The organism is Chryseobacterium cucumeris (genome assembly GCF_016775705.1).
Taxonomy (GTDB): Bacteria; Bacteroidota; Bacteroidia; order Flavobacteriales; family Weeksellaceae; genus Chryseobacterium; species Chryseobacterium cupriresistens.
Genome location: NZ_CP068760.1, coordinates 4,590,011 through 4,606,935, shown reverse-complemented (window position 1 = coordinate 4,606,935; position 16,925 = coordinate 4,590,011). Strand labels below are relative to the sequence as shown.

Annotated in this window: 20 protein-coding genes; 8 read left to right on the top strand and 12 right to left on the bottom strand. The window is 35.6% G+C overall.

All coding sequences use genetic code 11. The features are described 5' to 3' along the window. Nucleotides 1-138: 138 nt before the first annotated feature. Entirely contained in the window at nt 139-1,290 is a 1,152-nt protein-coding gene (locus JNG87_RS20635; RefSeq protein WP_202840778.1) for a hypothetical protein, read from the bottom strand. A gap of 102 nt (nt 1,291-1,392) precedes the next feature. Here JNG87_RS20635 and folE point away from each other — a divergent pair, with 102 nt between their 5' ends. The 3 genes from folE (at nt 1,393) to cysS (ending at nt 4,086) form a co-directional block, all read left to right on the top strand. After that, nucleotides 1,393-2,058: a GTP cyclohydrolase I FolE gene (gene folE, locus JNG87_RS20630; RefSeq protein ID WP_002983392.1), complete on the top strand. Its 666-nt coding sequence runs from the start codon at nt 1,393-1,395 to the stop codon at nt 2,056-2,058. Nucleotides 2,059-2,064: 6 nt separating this feature from the next. Next, entirely contained in the window at nt 2,065-2,496 is a 432-nt protein-coding gene (locus JNG87_RS20625) for a DinB family protein (protein WP_202840777.1), read from the top strand. Nucleotides 2,497-2,619: 123 nt separating this feature from the next. Then, the gene (cysS, locus tag JNG87_RS20620) at nt 2,620-4,086 is read left to right on the top strand and encodes a cysteine--tRNA ligase (RefSeq protein ID WP_202840776.1); all 1,467 of its coding nucleotides are present in this window, start codon (nt 2,620-2,622) and stop codon (nt 4,084-4,086) included. Nucleotides 4,087-5,028: 942 nt separating this feature from the next. Here cysS and JNG87_RS20615 read toward each other — a convergent pair. From JNG87_RS20615 to JNG87_RS20570, 10 genes are all read right to left on the bottom strand, one after another. Then, nucleotides 5,029-5,475, bottom strand: a complete 447-nt coding sequence (locus JNG87_RS20615; RefSeq protein WP_089692357.1) for a KTSC domain-containing protein — start codon at nt 5,473-5,475, stop codon at nt 5,029-5,031. Nucleotides 5,476-5,727: 252 nt separating this feature from the next. Next, complete coding sequence (locus tag JNG87_RS20610; RefSeq protein ID WP_110010946.1) at nt 5,728-6,492, bottom strand: hypothetical protein; 765 nt, start codon at nt 6,490-6,492, stop codon at nt 5,728-5,730. Nucleotides 6,493-7,040: 548 nt separating this feature from the next. Continuing rightward, a complete protein-coding gene (locus tag JNG87_RS20605) occupies nt 7,041-7,724 on the bottom strand; it encodes a DUF2306 domain-containing protein (protein WP_202840775.1) in 684 nt (227 codons plus the stop codon). A gap of 105 nt (nt 7,725-7,829) precedes the next feature. After that, nucleotides 7,830-8,411, bottom strand: coding sequence for a GDP-mannose pyrophosphatase NudK (gene nudK, locus JNG87_RS20600; RefSeq protein WP_202840773.1), 582 nt, complete (start codon nt 8,409-8,411; stop codon nt 7,830-7,832). Further along, entirely contained in the window at nt 8,398-8,757 is a 360-nt protein-coding gene (locus JNG87_RS20595) for a DUF4406 domain-containing protein (protein ID WP_202840771.1), read from the bottom strand. Before JNG87_RS20595 ends, nudK begins: the two co-directional genes overlap by 14 nt. A 52-nt stretch (nt 8,758-8,809) precedes the next feature. Beyond that, entirely contained in the window at nt 8,810-9,400 is a 591-nt protein-coding gene (locus JNG87_RS20590; protein WP_202840769.1) for a Crp/Fnr family transcriptional regulator, read from the bottom strand. Nucleotides 9,401-9,404: 4 nt separating this feature from the next. Next, nucleotides 9,405-10,313, bottom strand: a complete 909-nt coding sequence (locus tag JNG87_RS20585) for a TIGR01777 family oxidoreductase (RefSeq protein WP_202840767.1) — start codon at nt 10,311-10,313, stop codon at nt 9,405-9,407. A 25-nt stretch (nt 10,314-10,338) separates the two neighbouring features. Then, a complete protein-coding gene (locus JNG87_RS20580) occupies nt 10,339-10,683 on the bottom strand; it encodes a hypothetical protein (RefSeq protein WP_110010942.1) in 345 nt (114 codons plus the stop codon). 5 nt (nt 10,684-10,688) lie between these two features. Beyond that, nucleotides 10,689-11,282, bottom strand: a complete 594-nt coding sequence (locus JNG87_RS20575) for an HPP family protein (RefSeq protein ID WP_202840765.1) — start codon at nt 11,280-11,282, stop codon at nt 10,689-10,691. 412 nt (nt 11,283-11,694) lie between these two features. Further along, the gene (locus JNG87_RS20570) at nt 11,695-11,910 is read right to left on the bottom strand and encodes a hypothetical protein (RefSeq protein ID WP_202840762.1); all 216 of its coding nucleotides are present in this window, start codon (nt 11,908-11,910) and stop codon (nt 11,695-11,697) included. Between JNG87_RS20570 and JNG87_RS20565 the strand changes: the two genes are divergently transcribed. Together JNG87_RS20565 and JNG87_RS20560 are read left to right on the top strand one after the other, a co-directional pair. After that, nucleotides 11,897-12,535, top strand: a complete 639-nt coding sequence (locus JNG87_RS20565) for a hypothetical protein (RefSeq protein WP_202840760.1) — start codon at nt 11,897-11,899, stop codon at nt 12,533-12,535. The two genes, JNG87_RS20570 and JNG87_RS20565, sit on opposite strands and share 14 nt — an antisense overlap. 115 nt (nt 12,536-12,650) lie before the next feature. Then, entirely contained in the window at nt 12,651-13,676 is a 1,026-nt protein-coding gene (locus tag JNG87_RS20560) for a methyltransferase (protein ID WP_202840759.1), read from the top strand. Nucleotides 13,677-13,872: 196 nt separating this feature from the next. Here the strand turns inward: JNG87_RS20560 and JNG87_RS20555 are convergent, their stop codons facing one another. Further along, nucleotides 13,873-14,235, bottom strand: a complete 363-nt coding sequence (locus JNG87_RS20555; RefSeq protein ID WP_227943749.1) for a helix-turn-helix domain-containing protein — start codon at nt 14,233-14,235, stop codon at nt 13,873-13,875. 348 nt (nt 14,236-14,583) lie between these two features. Here JNG87_RS20555 and JNG87_RS20550 point away from each other — a divergent pair, with 348 nt between their 5' ends. The 3 genes from JNG87_RS20550 to hisS all read left to right on the top strand — a co-directional run bounded on the left by JNG87_RS20550 (nt 14,584) and on the right by hisS (nt 16,879). Continuing rightward, on the top strand, nt 14,584-14,916 hold the full coding sequence (locus tag JNG87_RS20550) for a single-stranded DNA-binding protein (RefSeq protein WP_062675086.1): 333 nt from the start codon (nt 14,584-14,586) through the stop codon (nt 14,914-14,916). A 14-nt stretch (nt 14,917-14,930) separates the two neighbouring features. After that, nucleotides 14,931-15,386: an HRDC domain-containing protein gene (locus JNG87_RS20545; RefSeq protein ID WP_228436683.1), complete on the top strand. Its 456-nt coding sequence runs from the start codon at nt 14,931-14,933 to the stop codon at nt 15,384-15,386. Nucleotides 15,387-15,508: 122 nt separating this feature from the next. Continuing rightward, nucleotides 15,509-16,879, top strand: a complete 1,371-nt coding sequence (gene hisS, locus JNG87_RS20540) for a histidine--tRNA ligase (RefSeq protein ID WP_202840755.1) — start codon at nt 15,509-15,511, stop codon at nt 16,877-16,879. Nucleotides 16,880-16,925: the final 46 nt, after the last annotated feature.

Sequence of the window (16,925 nt, the reverse complement as noted above, 5' to 3'; positions counted from 1 at the left end):
AGGCTATACACCCGCTTAGAAAGAATCGACTTTGTTGATTCCATCTTTGCTCCCTATAAAATATAACATCAGCAAATAAGACTTTGCGTCAAATAAATTAAAGTATCCAAGAAAAATTAAACTTCTATCTTTCTTACTCTAAAGACCAGTATGTCTTTCAAACTCCTTACTTCTGTCAAACAAATACCGGTAAGTAGCAAGCTTTCGCGTTACTGTAGTGTCAAGAGTTTCTGCAATCTTGATCATTTTCGGATTAAAATCACCAATCCACTGTAGTTCAGTAATCGTAAAATCGGTATGTTTTCTCAAATGCTGAGTTCCTTCCCAGATCATATATCCGTCAATACCTTTCTTCTGCCATTCGGGAACAACACCAAAAACAAGCCCCACCATTTTTTCATTCTTTTTAAAACGTTTTAGAAACAAAAATTTAAGCTTTTGAAAAATCCCGAATTTCCCGTTCAGATATTTAAACCACTGGTTGAGATCAGGAATATTGATCCACATCGCAATCGGTTTTTCGTTTTCGTAAACAAACCAGGAGATATGTTCATTAATGATTGGTTTCATGGTGTTGAACATCTTCAGAACTTTTGCTTCTTCAAGATGCTTTCCTTCTCCATGAGATGCCCATGCTTTATTATAAATCTCTGTAAAATCCTTTGCAAACTTCGGCAGATTATTCTTTTTCATAGGTTGTGCTGAGATCGCAGGGTTTCTTCTGTTCTTTTCATGCGCAATGGTAAAGATCCTCGACACTTCCGCAAAAACAGGTCTGGTAAAACATAGCTGCTCAAAATAAATCTGAAAACCATAATTTTCAAAAAGATCTTTGTAATAAGGGAAATTGTAGTTCATTCCAAATAAAGGCTCGATAAAACCTTCAATTAAAAGCCCCCAGAATTTATCCCGTTCCCCAAAATTGATAGGTCCGTCCATTGCTTCAATCCCTTTTATTTGAAGCCAGTTTTTACAATGGTCAAAAATAAAATTGGCAGTTTCCTGATCATTAATACAGTCAAAAAAGCCAATTCCTCCCGTAGGCTGCTTTTGCTCATAACAGCCGTTCACAAAAACAGCTACTTTCCCAACGGTATTGCCATTCTTTTTAAACAGAAACCTTTTACATTCTCCGTTTTTAAAGAATTTATTCTTGGCAGGATCAAAAATCTCCTCAATATGTTTATCTAAAGGGCGGATATAATTTTTGTCGTGTTCATAAAGACGGGCCGGGAATTCCAGAAATTCCCTTTTATGGAGTTGGTTTTGTACTTCTTCGACAATAATCATAGGCTTTTTAATCTGAGCTGGTTATAAAAGATAATGTTTTTCATCCTAATTGAATATAGATGAACAGATATTATCCGTATTTTTGCTGCAAATTAAATAAAAATGGTTGATTTTACTGATAACGACGATGATATTTTCACTGGAAAAGAACATACGCCTATAAGGGAAGATGCTTTTGATAAATCGCCACAGGAAAAAATTGAAAAAATTACTGAGCTTTTTGGTGAGATTATGGAAACGTTGGGATTGGATATGACAGATGACTCTCTGAAAGATTCTCCAAGACGTGTTGCCAAAATGTATGTGAACGAGATTTTCGGAGGACTTCTTCCTGAAAATAAACCAGGAATCTCCACTTTCTCCAACAAATACAAATACCGCCAGATGCTGGTGGAAAAGGATATCACGGTATACTCTTTTTGCGAGCACCACTTTTTACCCATCATAGGGAGAGCCCATGTTGCTTATATTTCCAATGGCGAAGTAATTGGTCTTTCAAAAATTAACAGAATTGTTGATTATTACGCGAAAAGACCACAGGTTCAGGAAAGGCTTACCATGCAGATTGTAGACGCATTGAAAGAAGCTTTGGGAACGAAAGATGTAGCCTGCATTATTGATGCAAAACACCTTTGTGTCAACTGCAGAGGAATAAAAGATACAGCAAGCTCCACAATTACTGCGGAACTCAGTGGTATTTTCAGAACAAACCCTATCACAAGACAGGAATTCTTACATTACGTAGGAAGTCATGCAAAACTGGATTAATAAACAATGAACTACCAGATCCTTAAAAATATTATTGATGCACAGCTTCAGAGATTCCAAAATATCACTGAAGAAGAATGGACATATAAAAATTCCTCGGAAAAATGGTCCAAAAAAGAAATTATTGGCCATCTTTGTGACAGCGCTTTTACAAATATCCGTAGATTTGTTGTGACACAATATAAAGAGAACGAAAATATTGTATATGACCAGAACTTCTGGGTAAAAGCTCAGAACTATCAGAATGTTCCTATCTCAGATCTTATTGATCTGTGGAAATCCTTGAACTATCAGATTGTTCATATCGTAGAAAATATCCCGGACGAAGCATTACAGAGAACCTGTGATACTAGCAAAACAGAACCGCAGGTTTATACGTTGGAGTTTATTATCAATGATTATGTAGATCATCTGCATCATCATTTAAAAGCGATTTAATTATGATAAAATTTAAAAAAGTTTCAGATAAGATTTTTATCACGACAATTATTTGTTGTGACAAAAATATTTTTTAACTCAATTTTGAATCTTAAAATCATTAAATCTTTAACTTAAAAATAAATGCAATTAAAATTATATAACTCCCTTACAGCGGAAAAAGAAATATTCAAACCTATCTTGGAAGGAAATGTCGGAATGTATGTCTGCGGACCTACCGTGTACAGCAATGTACATTTGGGAAATGTAAGAACTTTCCTTTCTTTCGATTTTATCTACCGTACCCTGATGCATTTGGGATACAAAGTAAGGTATGTGAGAAATATTACCGACGCAGGACACCTTACCGATGATGGAAATGTAGATAACGACAGATTCGTAAAACAAACCAGACTTGAAAAGCTGGAGCCTATGGAAATTGTACAGAAATACACCGTAGACTTTCACAAAGTCCTGGATATGTTCAACTTACTTCCTCCAAACATCGAACCTACTGCTACAGGACATATTGTAGAGCAGATCGAGTTAACTCAAAAACTAATTGAAAGAGGATTTGCTTACGAAAGCAACGGTTCAGTGTATTTTGATGTTTTGGAGTACAATAAAAGAGGGCTGAATTATGGTGAGCTTTCAAAACGTAACATAGAAGAGCTTTTCGCCAATACCAGAGACCTTGACGGACAGGGTGAAAAGAAAAACCCTCAGGATTTTGCATTGTGGAAAAAAGCCTCTCCGGCTCACATCATGAGATGGAATTCCCCTTGGGGAGAAGGTTTCCCGGGATGGCACCTTGAATGTACTGCAATGAGTACAAAATATCTTGGTGAAACATTCGATATCCATGGAGGAGGAATGGATCTTAAATTCCCTCACCACGAATGCGAAATTGCACAAGGCAAAGCCTGCAACGATGTCGCACCGGTGAATTACTGGATGCATGCCAATATGCTGACGATGAATTCTCAGCGTATGAGCAAATCTACAGGAAACTATATTCTGCCCATGCAGCTGGTGACAGGAGATAACGACTTCTTTGAAAAACCGTTCCACCCTTCAATTGTACGCTTCTGCTTCCTGCAGGCGCACTACCGAAGCGTTCTGGATATTTCAAACGATGCCATGATAGCAAGCGAAAAAGGATTTATCAGATTAATGGAAGCAGTGAAAGTATTGAATTCTATTACTCCTGATGATACAAAACAATCCGGTTTCAGCCTGAAAGAATGGAAAAATAAAGCCTATGAAGCATTAACAGATGACTTTAATTCGCCAATCCTGATTGCCCACCTCTTTGAAGCGGTGAAATATATCTTTGCGCTGAAAGATGGCAAAGAAACAATTGCAACAGAAGATCTTGAAGATTTAAAGTCAACACTGAATGCTTTCATCTTCGACGTTCTTGGATTACAGACCGTAGAAGAAAATAACAATGAAAAACTTGATCAGACCTTAAAAGTTTTGATCGAATTGAGAAACCAGGCAAGAAAATCCAAAAACTTCGAACTTTCAGACCAGATCAGAGATAAACTGCTTGCAGAAGGTATCGAATTAAAAGACGGAAGAGACGGAACATCATATGTTCTGAACTAGAAATATAACTTCGTTTTATCCCCATTCCGTAGGAGTCCCACATATTTAGGATTCTTACGGAATGTTTTTTTATCCTTTCTAGAGAATATGTCCGTATTTCAGATTATGTCTCTTTGTCCTTCACTTTCCCACTCTCAAACTCTATTACTCTCCAACGCTCCAACTCTCCAATTTTATAAGGAGCTATTTCCTGCTATCCATTCATACTCCTCGCGCCAGCGCACTCCCACGCTCAGTCCCACCCACTCTCCAACCCATGCTGTGGGGTAACCATTCCTATCAGGGCTAGGGAAGGAGGGTAGGATATAAGTAATAAGTAATAAGTAATAAGTAATAAGTAATAAGTAATAAGTAATAAGTAATAAGTAATAAGTAATAAGTAATAAGTAATAATTTGGCCCAATGAAAACAAGTTCATATATAAAATATCCATCATGATCCGTGTCAATCTGTGTCATCCGCGGTAAAAAATAAAAACCATTCAATAGGAACGAGCTTTCGCCTAACTTATCCCTTTATTATATATAGTATATTACAATCATCCCGAAACCACTCATCCTTGCACTTCGCTCCCCGTATCCCGCATCTCGAATCTCGAATCTCCAATCCCTCTCTTCTCACGCTCTCTCACCCTCAAACCCTCCCACACTCCAACTCCTTCCTTCCATTCCAAACAAATGTTTAAAATTTTTCTCCCTGCCTTCCAGTCCTTTAGGAATAAATATCACTGTAATGTAAAATTAAGGAATAAAGAAGTGAGGACATTTCTAAAGCACAATATACTTCCTGAGTTATTTAGCCAAAACTGTTCTCTCACCCCTTTTGCTTTGTATGTAAATTTATTCTTTTGCAAACATAGGAGCCAAAACATAAAGCCATGTTTTGGCAACAAAAAAAACTCCCAGCAAAACTGGAAGCTTTGTATATTATAATAGGAAAAGATTAATCTGCCATAGCCTCTCCAGACTTTCTGTAAACGAAGTTTCCGTAGATGTGTCTTCTTGCAAAACGGCTTGGTGAATCAGCATTGATCATTTTGATATACGTATTTTTTGGAACGCCCATATATTCATACATATTCCCGTTCAGATGCTGAACCGTTAAAATTGATTTCTCCAAATAAAAATCCTGAATATTGGATTTTGTAATGGTTTCAGTATATTCTTCCTTATATTTTTCCTGCGTTTCCGGATTGATACTTACCAAAAAGTGGTAGGCTTCAATCACAGATTTGCTTTTTTCTTCAGCTTCCTGCTTTCCTGCTTCATCATTAATGAATTTATCAGGATGGGTATCTTTCATCACATTTCTGTAAATCGTCTTTAATTCTTTTAAAGTAACGTTTTTATCAACTCCAAGAAGTGTTCTGTGCTCACCAATTTTTTTCATATCTCTAATCCTTATTTTCGGGGTGCAAAATTACGGATTTAAATCTGATAAACCATAACTTATTCATTATTAATTTATTTAGCTGTTTTTAAAGCATTAAATTAGGATGATTAAGTGCTGTAGAATGTATATAGTTAACTTTCACAGCCGATTAAACTCTGATCATAATTTTTATTCAATCTGGGAATACATAAAAAAACAGCACCCAATCTGAGTGCTGCTATATTTAATCTTTCAGGTTTTACATCAATCCTAAGGTTCATCACAAGTTCTTTTCAGCTTGGTGAAAATCTTATCAAAATCCTTGTAAGAACTCTCTTCATTATCACGCTTTTGTCTGAAACTGCTGTTGGCACAGTTATGAAAACCTAAACCAATCATATCGATTAAAGCATAATCTTCTTTTTGAGGATCATTCATTTTGGCCTCAAATCTTGCCATTACACCTTTTGGGTCAGCATTATTTTTGCTTTTAAGTTCAGTATACGCTCGCCATGCGGCAAACATCTTTTCTCTGTCGGGAGAGGAGATGGCGTCAATCTGTTCTCTACAGGTATTGTAATATTTACTGTTTCTCAATGTGGTAGGATCAGAATAGGCAAGGATTTCTTCTTTATTAAGCTGGTATTCATTTTCAAAAGAATCAATTGTTTCTTCCATTAATTTTTTCCATTTCGGAAGATCAATTACTTTAAGGCTGTACAATTCTTTTTTCTTTTCTTCATACTGTTTTTCCAGTTCCTGTAAATACGTTTCTCTGTTTTTACGGATTTCTTCAAGCTGGGCAATTTTAAAAACAGGCTGGGTATCAAATACAACCCCATTGAACTGATACAAAAGTTTATTGACACCGTCTATTTCTTCCTTTTTATATTTAGCCGGGTCAAAATACCCTTTATTGTCACAGTTAAAGGTCTGATAGCTGTAAGGGGTCAGACTGTTTGCTTTTGCAGGAGTTTTTTGCCCCCAAATAGTAATGGATAAGGCCAAAGCAAGCCCGATCATCATTTTTTTCATGTACATAACCTGTTGAAAGAATCCGAATTTTCTGAATTTCAGTGCAAAATTAAAGCTTTAAATTCAAAATATAAAGGATTAAATAGATTTTCTCAATTGATTTTGCAAATTTTATATGGATTTTATACTTGCGTTTTTGTATTTTCAGAATTCAGGTGTTTTAAATTCTGAAAAATAGACGGTTATAAACTGATACAGAGGTGTTTTTGTTAATGATAATTGCTTACTCCAATAAGACTGTAATCCGGTTACGAAAATAAAAAGGATTAGATTTTTCCTACAGATCCGTTTATAATTTTAACCTTGCTGGAATTATGAATTTTGTCTCAAATAAAGTTAGTTGGGATCAGTTCTCCAGTTTGGTTGTTTTTCTAAATTTAAAATAATAGATTTACATCAATTAACACAAAACCATGATCTATTATTTTTTTCTTCTTTTTATTATCGCTGTTTTTGGAGGCATTTCTTACCTCATCATGCGTTTTTTCGGTAAATGGACCAGGCAAAGCAAATATGAACTGATTTTTAACACCTTCATATTTATTGCGTCATTTTTTCTGATGTCGTTCCTCAGTCTGTATATTTTCTTTTCTACCCTTGATTTCTCCCGTTAACCAGGAGTGTTTTCTAAGAATTAAATAAGCAAGGAAAAGGTTGATAAAAAGGGCAGCCCAGACATTCAAACCATAAAAGAGACTGTAGTCATGATAAGCTTCGTTATACAACAGATTTTTAACAATTCTGAAAGTAATCGCTGTAGTGGTGACGGCATAGCTGAAGACCATATACATTCTGTGTCTGTTCACATTTCCTTTTTTGATAAAAAATACGGCAGCAAAAGTGAAATAAGCCCAAAGTACGTCCTGCACAAGAAATCCTATAATTCCGATAAGCCCGCCATTTGAAAAAAGTCCCAGTACAAAACACGCGGGAACATTGATGATCAGAATATTATACACATATATTTTCCCGATAAACTTGTGAAGGTTTCTGTTTTCCGCTAAAAACCGGTTCGAAAACTGTGTCAGACCAGCGAGCAGACAAAGTGTTATTGAAAAAATATGAATGTAGAAAAAAGCCATCCAGTATGGATTTCCGACTACTTCTTGTTTGAAAGCCAGAAATCCGGTATTTTGATCCAAAGAAGTATATTGGGAAATTACTTTCAGCATCAGGATGCTGAAAAGAAAGACTAAAAATAAAGCACCAGCTTTAATTATCTGTATTCCCAAAGACTTCATATCGTATAAACTACCGGAGTTAAGGTATTGCTTTTATTCAAATAGGCGGTTTTCTGTATCAATTATCATTAATCAATCATCACTCATATTCTATTTTTACAGTATTCCTTTAATCCTCAGATGCTGCAGAAGCATAATGGTTTTTGCATCTTTGATTTCTCCTGTGTCGATCATTTTCAGGCTTTCGTCAAAAGATAATTCAAGAACTTCTATATTTTCCCCTTCTTCTTCCAGTCCGCCTCCATCATTGATTTTCATTTCATGAGAATATTCTGCAATAAAGAAATAAAGAATTTCCGTTACAGATCCGGGTGACATATAGGCTTCAAAAACCTTTTCAACCTTGGAAATTTTATATCCGGTTTCTTCTTCTGTTTCTCTTTTGATGCAGTCTTCCGGATTATCATTATCCAAAAGTCCGGCACAGGCTTCAATGAGCATGCCTGTAGAATTTCCGTTGATATAAGTAGGTAATCTGAATTGTCTGGTAAGAATAACGGTGTTTGAATCTGTATTGTAAAGAAGGATTACGGCTCCGTTTCCGCGGTCATAAGCTTCTCTGCTCTGGGTTTCTGTAGTTCCGTCCTTTTTTAAAACAGAGTAGGTAACTTTGTTTAAAGTATACCAGTTATCTGAAAGGATTTCTGTCTGAAGGATAGTTATATCAGGATTTTGCATAAGGAATATCTTCTAGGTTATAATAAATGGTAAGACCTCTTTCTTTAGCTATTCTTACATCTTCATCAGCTCCCTTTGATGCTCCTTCTATACGTAGTACTGCATCACATTTTTCAAGTAGGGCATGAGCTACGGGATATTGTATTTCCTGCCATGCTTCATCACCTATTTGAGCAGAACCGGCAAGGTTGATCAATGGTAATGCAACCCATTCTCCGATAATTGGGATATGTCCCTTTCTGAAAATAGGAAGAGCAACAGATTCAAGATTGTGAAGATTCTGCTGAATAAGCAGCGGATCATCATTCGTTCCACTACGGTAAGGGCCTGCAATAAGTATAAACATAATTTTTTTGAGTAAAATAACAGAACTTTCAGAATAAAAAAAATAATATAGCTTAAGAGAAACTGTTTTTTTGTTTGGATTTTATAAGGCTTAAAAATTCAGGAGTAATACCTAAATAAGAAGCAATTTGTTTTTGCCTGATCCGTTTTACCGCTTCAGGATATTTCTGTAGAAAATTATAATAGCGTACCTCTGCCGGTAGAGAAAGATTTTCAATCGTTCTGAGCTGTTCTCTGATGTAAGCATTCTGCATCATAATCCGGAAAAAGCGTTCAAATTTTGGGACTTTGTGATAAAGCGTATCCAGATGATCTTTTTGAAGCTGCAAAATACAACTTTCTTCTAATGCTTCAATATTCAGCATGGCGGGTTTCTGATTGATGAAACAATACATATCAGTGATCCACCAGTCGGAAACAGCAAACATGATGGTGGATTCTTTTCCTGTGGTATCCATATGAAAAGCTCTCAAAATTCCTGTCTGAACAAAATTGATCTCTTTACACACTTGTTGCTGCTGTAAAATCAATTCTTTTTTGGCAACCTTTTTTTCTTTTAATAGAGAGATAAAATAAGATTTCTCCTGATTGGTAAGTGAAATATGCCTGGAAATGTTTTTTAGGATTAAAAGTTCTTCCTCCATTCTGTTATTGTTTTTGTAAGAGATTTTCCAAAGCCTTATTCAAGTCCGGAAATTTAAAATGGAAACCTGCATCCTGAAGTTTCTTTGAAGAAGCTCTGGAACCTTCCAGAATAGCATTTGCCAGTTCTCCGAATAGCAGTTTCAGAACAAATCCGGGAATATTGGGCATCAATAAAGGTCTTCCAAGTACTTTGGCAATTTTTTTTGTCAGATCTTTATTGGTGGCATGTTGTGGAGAAACAGCATTATATGCACCATCCATTGTTGGATTTTTTAATGCAAATTCATAAATAGAACAGATATCCTCAATATGAATCCATGGCATATATTGTTGGCCGCTTCCCAGTGGAGAACCGATATAGTACTGAATAGGAGGGGTCATTTTCTTTAAAGCTCCATCTTTTTCAGAAAGAACTACGGCAGTTCTTATTTTGACAACCCTTTCTGCCAGATCCTGTTCCTTGAAATCGTCAGCAGCTCTTTCCCATAAAACTACCACTTCACTTAGAAAATCATTACCCGGAGGATCGTTTTCTGTGTAAATCTTTTCTGAGGTTTTTGTACCGTAAAAATTAATTCCTGAAGCTGAAATAAAAGACTTTAGCTTAATCCTGTTTTTTCTTAAAGTGGTTCGAAGTAATTCTGCGGAATCTACACGGCTGGAAATCAATTCTCTTTTCCTTTCCGGGGTCCACCGCTTTTCTGAAATATTAGCACCTGCCAGGTGAATGATGTGTGAAACATTGTCAAAGGCTGTTTCATCTATACTTCCTTTTTTGATGTCCCATTCATACTCATCATCATGTTTTTTTTTCCGGGTCAGAAATCTGATCTCGTATTCGCTCCCTATTTTTTTTGCCAGTTCTTTAGCGATCATGCCGCTGGCGCCGGTGATCAGGACAACTTCTTTCATATTTCTATATTTGTGGTGGGTGGGTTTATGCCTGATTTTTTACAATCAGTACAAAATCATCTTCCAGAAGTTTATAACCGTAATCATAAATGAACTTGTATTCAGAACCATTTTTATAAACTTTCAGATTGGTAAAATAATCGAAATCAAAACCCAAGCCATCCAGTCTGGATCTGGGGACTTTTGTTTTACCATCGGTATTGATTTCCATCAGAATACGGTAGTTTTTACGGAGTTTGTTATTAACATTCCGCATCAGATTGTTAGAATCTTTATTCTGCTTATTATTATAGGCGTTCCGGCAGGCATCGTTGCAGAATTTTTTATCAGACCTTCCGATGATTTTCTCGCCGCATTCCAGACAATTCATAATTTTTATTTTAAGTGATGGTGGTGTCTTTTTTTCAACAGCTTTCTGAACATGCTGTGAGAAGGATAGCTTCTCTTGGGTGTAATATTATTAAAAAACAGAGCAACAATCAAAAGAATAATGCATCCGGAAAGAACAGGGGAGAGAACATACCAATATCCCAGTTCAGGAATTTTTCCTGTAGAACTTACCGCGATCAGCGCTGTAGCGCCACCTGGTGGATGTAATGTTTTCGTATACTGCATCAATACAATGGAAAATGCTACTGCCAAAGGTGCCGAAAGCCAGATGATATCCGGAACAAACTGATATACCGTAACCCCTACCAATGCCGACAGCACATGTCCGCCTATAAGGTTTCGGGGTTGGGCCAAAGGACTCTGGATAGCACCATAAATAAGGACACTGGATGCTCCAAAAGAACCGATCAGGAATATATTCTCAGTTTCTGCCAGTGAATGGGACTGAATAAATGCAATAATGCCGATTCCAAAAAATGCACCTAAAAATGACCAGAAATGCTCTTTATAATCAACAAGCGTTTCCTTATAGATTACGTACTTTGAAACTCTGAATGTTCTTTTTATGCTCTTCTTCATTTACTCTTCGGTATTTTTTTATCTTCCTTTTAGTATGCCTCAATTGAGAGGAAACTCAAAAATATTGATATTCCTTTTCATAAAAGACTTTTCACAAAGATACAGAAATATCCGTTTGTAAATGGATAACTGTCAGATTGCTAATTATTATAGTGAAACGCACTTCTCTGTAGAACGGAGTGAATTTTAATAACTGAAAAACAATGGTTTATATATGATATGTCATTACGTTTGAGAAAAATCTAAATTTATTTAGACTAATTTTTTTTTGAATATAGACATGTGTTTTGTGTAATTCACTGTATTTTGAAAAATTTAGTATTTATCGATATTTAGAATGGATTTTTAATTAATAAATATTTATTGTTATGTATAACAGTCTAGTTTTCAATAAAAAAAATGAATTTTTATTTCACTGTATTGTGTTTTTTTGTAATTTTAATGCATCAAAAAAACAAACCATGAAAAAATCCAATTTATTACTCAGTATTCTGTGTTCTTCACTTATTTTTGGATAGGTAGGGATTAATACTACATCTCCACAAGGAGTTCTGGATGTTACTTCTGCAAATTCTGCAGTCATACTTTCCAGAAATGCCAATCCTCCGGCCAATGTGACAACACCCACAGCAGGAATGATTATCTACGATACCACCAATAAAACCTTGAGGTATTATAATGGAACCCAGTGGAGTACTGTAATTTCTTCAGTAACATTAACAACAGCCAATGAAGGAGTTGTTAAGTTAAATAGCGGGGCAGGAGTGAAACCTTCATTTGCATTCAGAGCTTCCGGAGGAGTTCCCTTAATGACGTATCAAAACATTGTTTATCAAACTCCTATGAATATTGTGACAGATTTTGCATCATCTCCAACAACCACATGGCCGGAAAATATTATCAACCCGGTACCCGGAGATATATATGATCCGGCAACAGGACGGTTTTTGGAAAATCCTATTGCCGGACAGGTTCATATGTGGAGGGTTATTGTAAGTTATGCCAACAAGAATAATGGTTCTGTAGCCTTCGTGACAGTAAACCTTTCCAATCCTGTTCCGCCTTCAACATTCTCCATAGATCAGACCGCTGTTGCTCCCAATGGGGTAACCTCCGGAGATCTTGTTTTTTACCTGGTGAGTGTTGCCGATCCTTTGTCTATAGGCAGCGGATATCTTATTAAAATAAAATCTGATACCGCATTGGATGCTACTATCAGTAGTGTAACAAGAGTTTCTCAGGCAAAAGATTAATCTCATTATTAAAACTTAATTTCAAATTTGACACATGTCAGACAAGAACAAACTAATCAGTTGGTTCTTGTTTTCAGACTCAATATATAATGATATTAATCAATTAAATAATACTATGGAAAAACAACCCATTAAGCCGGAGTTTACTTTTAAAATGTTCGAAATACTAGGTGGTTTATGGCTAACCGGATGTGTAAAAACAGCTGCTGAGCTCAATATTGCAGATTTACTGACCTCTGGTCCTCAAACTATTTCTTTCCTTGCAGAAGAAACACAATCGCATGAAGCCCAACTGTACCGGGTAATGAGAGCGTTGTGTGGTGCAGGAATCTTTGAAGAATTAGAAAACAAAACGTTTGCTTTGAATGATTTCGGAGCTGCCCTGCAAACCGATGTTCCCGGAACAGCAAAAAATTTTGTTCTGACCATTATGAATGAACATTTCCCGTGCTATGGAGAACTAACATATGCCGTTCAGACAGGAAAAGTTCCTTTTGAACACATTCATGGGAAAGATCTTTGGGGATTTTATAAAGAATTTCCTGAAACAGGTGAAAACTTTGGAAAGGGAATGACGGGAATGTCCGGTATGGAGCTGAAAGGAATTATAGAGAACTATGATTTTAAACCTTATAAAAAAATTGTTGATATAGGAGGAGGCAATGGGGTTATGATCCATACTATTCTGAAAAATGCTCCGCAAAGCTCCGGAATTATCTTTGATGAAGCCAATGTAATTGAAAAAACTATCAAAATGATTCCTGAAAATCTTAGTGAAAGGTGTTCTGTAGCTATAGGAAGCTTTTTTAATGAAGTTCCGCAGGGTGCGGATTTATATACCATGAAATGGATTCTGCATGACTGGAATGATGATAAATGTATACAGATTCTTAAAAACTGCTATGGTGCAATGCCTAAAGGAGCCAAACTGTTGATTATAGACGCAGTTATCCCGGACGATTCTTTAAATAAGCCCCATATCGCCAAACTGCTGGACATTGTTATGCTGGCCTGCCTTACGGGAAAAGAAAGAACTTTAAACGAATTTAAATTGATCATTGAAAAAGCAGGATTACAATTTACTCAGATTATTCACATCGGAACAGATGCAAAAAGCATTATTGAATGTGAAAAAATATAAGTTTCAATTTTATTTTTAGTTGCATGATTAAGTAGGAGGCGCTCAACAATTTTGTTGAGCGCTTTTTTAATTTGTTTACTTGTAAAAAAGAAAAATTAAAAATTTGTGGTTGATATTGTTAAAAAAAACTATCGCTGAAAAAATATAAATTTATTTTTTTAGCGATAGCCCCTATTCGTAATTAATATTTGTATTGTTACTTTTTCAATCTGTTGATTTCTTCTTTCAGCAGACCAATATATTCCTGCATCGTCTTGATGATTTCTATGCTTAATTCATTGCTAATATTTGCTGTAGCATTATTATTACCTACATTGACTCCATTATTATCATTAAAAACAGGATTTTCAATAACAATTTTAGCTTCCTCTTCTTCGTAAATCTCTTCGATAGGAACCTCTAAAAACTGGGCAAGTTTGTTCCATTCTGTCTGTGTTATAGATACAGTACCGCTTTCTTTTCTGCTATAGTTGGAGACGTCGGTAGGGATCACTTCAGCCATTTGCTGTTGAGTGAAACCTTTCATCTTTCTTACTGTACGGAGTTTTTCTTTTTGCATATCAGACATTTTTACAAATTTGCAAAAAAAAATTAAATTAAAAAGAAAAAAAATCCTTGTCATACATCTATTTTTCAATGTTTTTTAAAGAAGAATTTTATTTTAGGATAAGGCTTTCATTGTTTAATTTTTACTTTAAAAGTGAAGATTATTGTTTTTAAGCTTGATAAATATTGTTTTATAAAGAATTCTATTTATTTTCCTATCCGTTTACAAACGACTACAAACGGATTTAAATAGTTTATAACCGACTGTCTTACCGGAACATCGCAATCTTTGCAACAGAGATTTGAGAAAAACAGTGAACGTCTCTTATCTGAATTTATTAATCTTTAAAATCTAAAAGTTATGTCACTAAGAAACAAAGTAACATTAATTGGTTACACAGGTAAAGAAGTTGAAATGGTAAACTTCGACAATGGAAACGTAAAAGCAAGTGTATCTTTAGCTACCAGCGATCATTACACGAATGCGAAAGGAGAAAAAGTAGAAGAAACACAATGGCACAATCTGATTGCCTTTGGGAAAACAGCAGAAATCTTTGAAAAGTATGTTACCAAAGGAAAAGAAATAGCTGTTGAAGGAAAACTTACCTACAGATCTTATGATGATAAGGATGGGGTGAAGCGATATATCACGGAAATTCGTGTAGATGAAATCCTGTTACTAGGAGGTAAATAATTCTAAAAACACAAATGATGAAAGTAAAAGTTTTTAAAATCAGGCTTCCGGAAGAATTTCTCTACAAAGATCAGAAAATGCTGGATGATTTCCTGGACGCCAATGAGATTATGAAAGTAGAAACAGCTTTTGTGAACGAAGAACGTTATTGGTCTGTCATATTGTATTTTGAGGAATTAAAGCCCATAAAAAGTACAGTAAAAGAACCAAAGGCAGTAAAATATTCTGCAGATACTGATCTTTTGAATATCGATGAAGAAAAAATTCTGGATGCTCTGAAATTCTGGAGATCGGAAAAAGCCAGAGAACAGAACCTGCCCACTTACTTCATCGCGAGCAATAAAGAACTGATATCTGTAGCCAAGTATAAGCCTGCTAAGAAAGAAGAATTGCTCGAGATCAAAGGGTTTGGAAAGCATAAGATTGAAAACTATGGTGAAGAGATCCTTGAAATCCTGGAAAGCGTATGATTTTTTTGAATAATTGATAGTATTAAAGGAAAAGCTGAGGGAAGTCCTTCTTCAGCTTTTTATACTATGAAAAATTCCTTTCAATTCCTTACTTTTGCATTTATCAAAATGACATACAACAAATGAAGCCAAGTTTAGCAAAAGGGACGAGAGATTTTACGGCACAGGAAGTTTCCAGAAGAAAATATATCATCAATATTTTACAGAATAATTTTGAATTATTCGGGTTTCAGCCTTTGGAAACACCTAGTTTTGAAAATCTTTCTACTTTGACAGGAAAATACGGAGAAGAAGGTGACCGCTTGATTTTTAAAATTTTAAATTCAAGCATCAACGAAGCGAAAGAAGAGAAAAAAACTCAGATGCTTCATGACTTTCAAAAAGCATTGGAAAAACCATTCAGTGCAGAGAGCCTTACAGATAAAGCTCTTCGTTATGACCTTACCGTACCTTTTGCAAGATTCGTAGCGATGAATCATGGTAAACTGACGTTTCCGTTCAAACGTTATCAGATCCAGCCGGTTTGGAGAGCAGACAGACCTCAGAAAGGAAGATTCAGAGAATTTTATCAGTGTGATGCCGATGTGGTAGGAAGCGAAAGTCTGCTGCAGGAAGTGGAGCTGATTCAGTTGTATCTGAAATCTTTTGCAGATCTTAAAGTTCCTGTAACCATTCATATGAACAACAGGAAGATTTTATCAGGATTGGCAGAATATGCTGGAATTACAGATAAACTGATTGATTTCACTGTTGCTCTTGATAAACTGGATAAAATTGGGAAAGATGGAGTTGTAAAAGAACTGTTGGAAAGAGAAATTTCTCAGGAATCTATTGATAAGCTGGATTTCCTGTTCAGCCAGTCGGATGATGCATTGGAAAATCTTCTTCAGTTAAAAGAAAAATTTGCAGGGAACGAAATCGGACTAAAAGGAGTGGAAGAGCTGGAATTTGTTCTTACCCAATCTCTGAACCTTGGTGTGGATATTCAAAACCTGGTCTTCAATATTACCTTGGCAAGAGGCCTGGACTATTACACCGGAGCGATCTTCGAAGTGAAAGCAGATGAAGTTGCTATGGGATCCATCGGAGGCGGCGGTAGATATGATAACCTTACTGAAGTTTTTGGAGTGAAAAATATTCCTGGAATTGGAATTTCATTCGGATTAGACAGAATTTATCTGGTAATGGAAGAATTGAACCTTTTCCCTGAAGAAGCATCAGCTAAAATAGAATATCTGTTTGCTAACTTTGGAGGTGAAGAAATCACTGATGCCTTAAAACTGATCATGAAGCTAAGATCCAAAGGAATTTCAGCTGAATTATATCCTGAAAATGCAAAGATCAACAAGCAGTTTACCTATGCAGAAAAGAAAGGTATTAAAAATCTTGTTTTCCTGGGTGAAGAAGAAATTAAAAATAATACCGTTACTTTTAAAGATCTTGAAGCCGGAATACAGAAAACGGTTTCTTTAGAAGAGTTTTTAGGAGAATAATTTCTTAATTATATTAAAAACAGATCAACTGCAAAATTACTTTTGT

What these genes read in the sequence shown, in the direction of transcription:
- JNG87_RS20635 (WP_202840778.1), bottom strand. Translation starts at nt 1,290, where the DNA reads ATGATTATTGTCGAAGAAGTACAAAACCAACTCCATAAAAGGGAATTT.
- folE (WP_002983392.1), top strand. Translation starts at nt 1,393, where the DNA reads ATGGTTGATTTTACTGATAACGACGATGATATTTTCACTGGAAAAGAA.
- JNG87_RS20625 (WP_202840777.1), top strand. Translation starts at nt 2,065, where the DNA reads ATGAACTACCAGATCCTTAAAAATATTATTGATGCACAGCTTCAGAGA.
- cysS (WP_202840776.1), top strand. Translation starts at nt 2,620, where the DNA reads ATGCAATTAAAATTATATAACTCCCTTACAGCGGAAAAAGAAATATTC.
- JNG87_RS20615 (WP_089692357.1), bottom strand. Translation starts at nt 5,475, where the DNA reads ATGAAAAAAATTGGTGAGCACAGAACACTTCTTGGAGTTGATAAAAAC.
- JNG87_RS20610 (WP_110010946.1), bottom strand. Translation starts at nt 6,492, where the DNA reads ATGAAAAAAATGATGATCGGGCTTGCTTTGGCCTTATCCATTACTATT.
- nudK (WP_202840773.1), bottom strand. Translation starts at nt 8,411, where the DNA reads ATGCAAAATCCTGATATAACTATCCTTCAGACAGAAATCCTTTCAGAT.
- JNG87_RS20595 (WP_202840771.1), bottom strand. Translation starts at nt 8,757, where the DNA reads ATGTTTATACTTATTGCAGGCCCTTACCGTAGTGGAACGAATGATGAT.
- JNG87_RS20590 (WP_202840769.1), bottom strand. Translation starts at nt 9,400, where the DNA reads ATGGAGGAAGAACTTTTAATCCTAAAAAACATTTCCAGGCATATTTCA.
- JNG87_RS20585 (WP_202840767.1), bottom strand. Translation starts at nt 10,313, where the DNA reads ATGAAAGAAGTTGTCCTGATCACCGGCGCCAGCGGCATGATCGCTAAA.
- JNG87_RS20580 (WP_110010942.1), bottom strand. Translation starts at nt 10,683, where the DNA reads ATGAATTGTCTGGAATGCGGCGAGAAAATCATCGGAAGGTCTGATAAA.
- JNG87_RS20575 (WP_202840765.1), bottom strand. Translation starts at nt 11,282, where the DNA reads ATGAAGAAGAGCATAAAAAGAACATTCAGAGTTTCAAAGTACGTAATC.
- JNG87_RS20560 (WP_202840759.1), top strand. Translation starts at nt 12,651, where the DNA reads ATGGAAAAACAACCCATTAAGCCGGAGTTTACTTTTAAAATGTTCGAA.
- JNG87_RS20555 (WP_227943749.1), bottom strand. Translation starts at nt 14,235, where the DNA reads ATGCAAAAAGAAAAACTCCGTACAGTAAGAAAGATGAAAGGTTTCACT.
- JNG87_RS20550 (WP_062675086.1), top strand. Translation starts at nt 14,584, where the DNA reads ATGTCACTAAGAAACAAAGTAACATTAATTGGTTACACAGGTAAAGAA.
- JNG87_RS20545 (WP_228436683.1), top strand. Translation starts at nt 14,931, where the DNA reads ATGATGAAAGTAAAAGTTTTTAAAATCAGGCTTCCGGAAGAATTTCTC.
- hisS (WP_202840755.1), top strand. Translation starts at nt 15,509, where the DNA reads ATGAAGCCAAGTTTAGCAAAAGGGACGAGAGATTTTACGGCACAGGAA.